This is a genomic window from Bifidobacterium sp. POST2/T3 (B1) (assembly GCF_058197115.1).
The window spans coordinates 1-4064 of the sequence record NZ_JBVPQK010000235.1 but is presented as its reverse complement, the minus strand read 5'-3'; the positions used below and the strand labels follow the sequence as shown (position 1 = coordinate 4064).

At 60.2% G+C, this 4064-nt stretch carries 4 protein-coding genes; 1 reads left to right on the top strand and 3 read right to left on the bottom strand.

The window, feature by feature from the left end:
• Nucleotides 1–666, top strand: a 666-nt coding sequence (locus tag AC0AP0_RS09670; RefSeq protein WP_490430309.1) for a DUF4032 domain-containing protein, incomplete at its 5' end; no start/stop codon positions are given.
• Between the two features lie 91 nt (nucleotides 667–757).
• On the opposite strand, the gene rlmB is transcribed toward AC0AP0_RS09670, so the two are convergent.
• The 3 genes from rlmB to dcd all read right to left on the bottom strand — a co-directional run bounded on the left by rlmB (nucleotide 758) and on the right by dcd (nucleotide 3318).
• On the bottom strand, nucleotides 758–1750 hold the full coding sequence (gene rlmB, locus AC0AP0_RS09665; RefSeq protein WP_490430308.1) for a 23S rRNA (guanosine(2251)-2'-O)-methyltransferase RlmB: 993 nt from the start codon (nucleotides 1748–1750) through the stop codon (nucleotides 758–760).
• Between the two features lie 114 nt (nucleotides 1751–1864).
• Nucleotides 1865–2629 (bottom strand): carboxymuconolactone decarboxylase family protein, encoded by a 765-nt coding sequence (locus tag AC0AP0_RS09660; RefSeq protein WP_490430307.1) that lies wholly within the window; start codon nucleotides 2627–2629, stop codon nucleotides 1865–1867.
• Between the two features lie 107 nt (nucleotides 2630–2736).
• The gene (gene dcd, locus AC0AP0_RS09655; protein WP_024627087.1) at nucleotides 2737–3318 is read right to left on the bottom strand and encodes a dCTP deaminase; all 582 of its coding nucleotides are present in this window, start codon (nucleotides 3316–3318) and stop codon (nucleotides 2737–2739) included.
• Nucleotides 3319–4064 lie beyond the last annotated feature (746 nt).

Sequence of the window (4064 nt, the reverse complement as noted above, 5' to 3'; positions counted from 1 at the left end):
AACCAGGCCCGGCGGCTGCTCAACGATTTGGATGCCTATCGTGCCTCCACCTGGCGTCAGGGCGAGGACTTGGAGATTGTGGCCACCGACTGGATGCGCGAGGTTTTCGAGCCCACTGTGCGCATGATCCCGCCGGAATACCGCTCGCAGATCGAACCGGCCCAGTTTTTCCATGAGGTGCTGACCCACCGCTGGCTGATGGCCGAGAAGGCCGGACACGATGTGCCCATGGCTGAGGCTGTGCAAAGCTATATCAGCGAGTCTCTGCCCGAGTACCGGTTGGACTCCGAGGATATGAAGACCATCAACGAAGAGGCCGATGCCGGGGTGGTCGACGACGAGATGAATTGGCAGGGCGCCCATGCCCGGGCCGGTCAAGGTGAGCAAGCCGGCCGCGATTGGACCGACAAGGATGCAAATGGCCATGAAGTGGGAGGCCAAGACACAACTGACAGTGGGGTGACTGACCAAACCAATGCTGAAGGCCAGACTAGAGCAGACACCCAGACGGACCGTGACCGGGCAGGCGGGGAAGTGCCGTCACAACCAGCCTTTGAGGATATGAATGGCGGCCGAAGCTCGCTGAGATCGGTCTACGCCCCCGGCAGCCTGGATGCGGCTGCCGATCAGGACGATCAGGATGACGCGGTCTGGGCCTCCAGCTGACTTTTTGGTTAGTGCGGCGGCGGTCTGGTGAGGAGCGCAGGCTGTTGCCGCTTGGTCTGTCTGCGTTCAGATTGTTGGCGCCTGCCTGGGTTTATTCGGCTTGGCTGGCGGACCGTCGGCGTGCCATAGCTACGGCGTAGAGGCTGATGCCGGCCGCGACCGAGGCATTCAGGGATTCCACCGAGCTGGAAATGGGGATAGAGGCCAGGGCATCGCAGCTCTCACGGACCAGGCGGCTTAGCCCCTTGCCCTCGGAGCCCAAGACCACCACCAGAGGATCGGTCTCGAAGCCTGTCTCGCCTACTGTGGTGGTGCCTGCACCGTCCAGGCCAACCGCGTAGTAGCCGCGCTCCTTGAGCCCTTGAATGGCCTTGGTCAGATTGACCACGCGGGCAACGGGCAGATGGGCAGCGGCTCCGGCGGACACTTTCCAGGCCGCGGCTGTGACCGAGGCGCTGCGGCGTTCGGGCAAGACCACCCCCGAGGCCCCAAAGGCTGCTGCTGAGCGGATCACGGCTCCAAGATTCTGCGGATCGGTCACTCCATCCAGAGCGATGAACAGCGGGCGGGCGGCAACCTTAGTCGCCTGGTCGGCCCCGTCTAGGGCGGCTGCGTGCTTTTCGGCCCTGTCGACCAGGCTCTGCAGGGAGGCGTACTGGTAGGGCTGCACCTTGAGGACTACACCCTGGTGGTTGCTGGATCGGGCGATGCGGTTCATCTCCAGACGATCGGCTTCCAGAAGGTTGAGTCCCTCCTGCCCGGCCAGCCGTACGATTTCTCTGGTCCTGTCGTCGTGTTCCATCCGAGCGGCCAGATAGAGCTGGCTAGCCGGGACTCCTACACGCAGGGCTTCCAGGACTGCATTGCGGCCGATGACCAGATCATCGGAATCAGAGGTGAACCGGTCGGCCCGGCGGCGGGCTGCCAGACGTGGATCTGCCGCCTGCCTGCGCTGGGCCGCCTGTCGGGCCTTGTAGGCCTTGTGGTAGACGCGATCCTCAGCTTTGGGGGTAGGCCCCCGGCCGCGCAGTTTGTTGCGGTGCTTGCCGCCCGAACCCTTGGTCGGGCCTTTCTTGTTAGCCATGTCTTTAGTGTAAGGGCAGGCGGGAACCGGCCAGATGTCTGTCGGACCCAATATCTGCAGGGCGAAGACACGCTGTACCTTCGTAGATTAGGACGTTCAGATTGGCCCTGCGAGTCATCCCAGAGCGGCCACCTGGTCAGGATCTGGGAACTCCATCCACTCGACAGGGGACTGTCCGCTCGAGGCTGGGGTGACGGCGATGTGGGTCATTGACGACTGGCTTGAGGCGCCATGCCAGTGCCTGATGCCTGCCGGACAGAAGACTACGTCGCCGGGTTCCAGTCTACGGGGCTGATGGCCCTCCTCCTGCTCCCACCCCTGCCCGGCAGTTACGATCAGGAGCTGGCCGTGCGGGTGGGTGTGCCAACGGTTGACGCATCCGGATGCGAAGGTCACATTGCTGGCTGAGCATTCTGCGTCCGGATCAGTCAGTCGGTGCAACCAGACGTGACCAGTGAAGTTGGGTCCGTCAGCCGAGTCTCCCAAGGGATAGGGCCCTGAATCGGGCTCGGTTCCATTTGCGGTTGCAGGGGGTTCTTGGCTCTCGTCATCATGTTCGCCCTCACCGTAGATCTCCTTGGCCAGGTCGAAAGCCGACCATGCCTTGGGCCAGCCTGCATAGAAGGCCAGGTGGGTGATCAGTGCCACCATTTCAGTGCGGGTGACGCCATTGCCTTTGGCCATGGCCATATGGCTCTTCAACTGGGGGAAGAGTCCCATGCTCATCAGACCTGCGCATGTGATCATGCTGCGGTCTCGAGCCGAAAGTTCGTCCTCGCGGGACCAGACCTGGCCGAAGAGCACATCATCATTGAGTTGTGCGAATTGTGGTGCGAACCGACCGAGCTGGTCGTGGCCCGCCGTCTGTTTGATTGCCATGGGTTGATCTCCTTGCCATTATCTTGGCCGGGTCATTCCGGCAGATTCAGCTATACCCCTTCGAGTGCGCTCGAAGTCAAGATGATGGCGGAGGCGACTGTTGGCAGTCAGTCCGAGACGTCGGCCTTGTAGAAGTTGACGTAGGAGCGGGAAGGAGTTGGACCGCGTTGGCCCTGGTAATGGGAGCCGTTGTGCTTGGAGCCATAAGGATACTGAGCCGGCGAGGAGAGCTGGAAGAAGCACATCTGGCCGATCTTCATGCCAGGCCAGAGTTTGACCGGAAGGGTGCTCACGTTGGACAGCTCCAAGGTGATGTGCCCCTCAAAGCCGGGATCGACGAATCCGGCAGTGGAGTGAGTCAGGATTCCCAGACGGCCTAGGGAGCTCTTGCCCTCTAGTCGCGCCGCTAGTGTCGAGTCCAGCTTGACGTACTCCCAGGTGGATCCAAGAACGAACTCGCCTGGATGCAGGATCCAGGGTTCGTCCTTTGGTACCTCGAACTGCTCAGTTAGTGCACCCTGGTCCTCCGCCGGATCCACGTAGGTGTACTGATGGTTGTTGAAGACCCGGAAGTAGCGGTCCAGACGCACGTCCACGCTGGAGGGCTGAACCATGGCGGGCGTCCACGGGTCCAGATTCAGGTGTCCTGCCTGGTGGGCATCCAGAATGTCATGGTCGCTGAGCAACATGCCGAGGTATCTCCTTTAGGTTCATTGGTCGAGGTCTCTCGTCAGGCGGGAAACCATCCGAAATCCAGTCTAACTGGCCCTATACCCGCCTTTGACCTGGCTGGATTCACAGAGAATTCTCAGATAACACTATCGTCCCCATAAGGTAGCTGTTCTTTACTATAGATATCGGCTCAAAAACCGAACGGGCGGTTGACCTCCGTCCGACAACTGATTTCCCTTTCTTCTCTCTCGCCCGGCGGTGTTCACACACCGCCGGGTTCTCTTCATTTTGAGGGGCTTTTGATACGCCGACGTTTCACGTGAAACCGCATGGCCGATGGCTCGCTTGAGTTCATTAAGGCCGACTACAGGATGGTCAGGCGTGTGCAACCCATGAGTCGTCTAATGCTTGGCTGGGACGGTTATCTGCTCGTTTAGCCTCTGTCTCCTTTGGATCCGAGACTCAAGTTTGGTGAATCTCCAAACCGGGATCGAAAGTTCCGCGCAGTCGCATTCTCAGGTTCAAATTCTCCTTCTCCGGCGTCTGTATAAAAGTCGTGTTTCGATGCACGGCCCGAATCATAGGCACAGAATTTAAAGACAGGAACTGAAGATATGGAAGAACCCCCGTCAGTTATGGCTATGACGGGGGTTCTTCACCGTGGGGAGGGGCGGCGATCTTCTTGTCTTCGGCGGCTGAGGGAAGAGGGGGACTATCACTTTGCCGAAAGCAGTCCGAACTCCGCTCCCTCCCCGGTTCGAGC

Excerpts from the sequence above, each read along its gene's own strand:
- dcd (WP_024627087.1), bottom strand. The coding sequence starts at position 3,318 with ATGTTGCTCAGCGACCATGACATTCTGGATGCCCACCAGGCAGGACAC.
- AC0AP0_RS09660 (WP_490430307.1), bottom strand. The coding sequence starts at position 2,629 with ATGGCAATCAAACAGACGGCGGGCCACGACCAGCTCGGTCGGTTCGCA.
- rlmB (WP_490430308.1), bottom strand. The coding sequence starts at position 1,750 with ATGGCTAACAAGAAAGGCCCGACCAAGGGTTCGGGCGGCAAGCACCGC.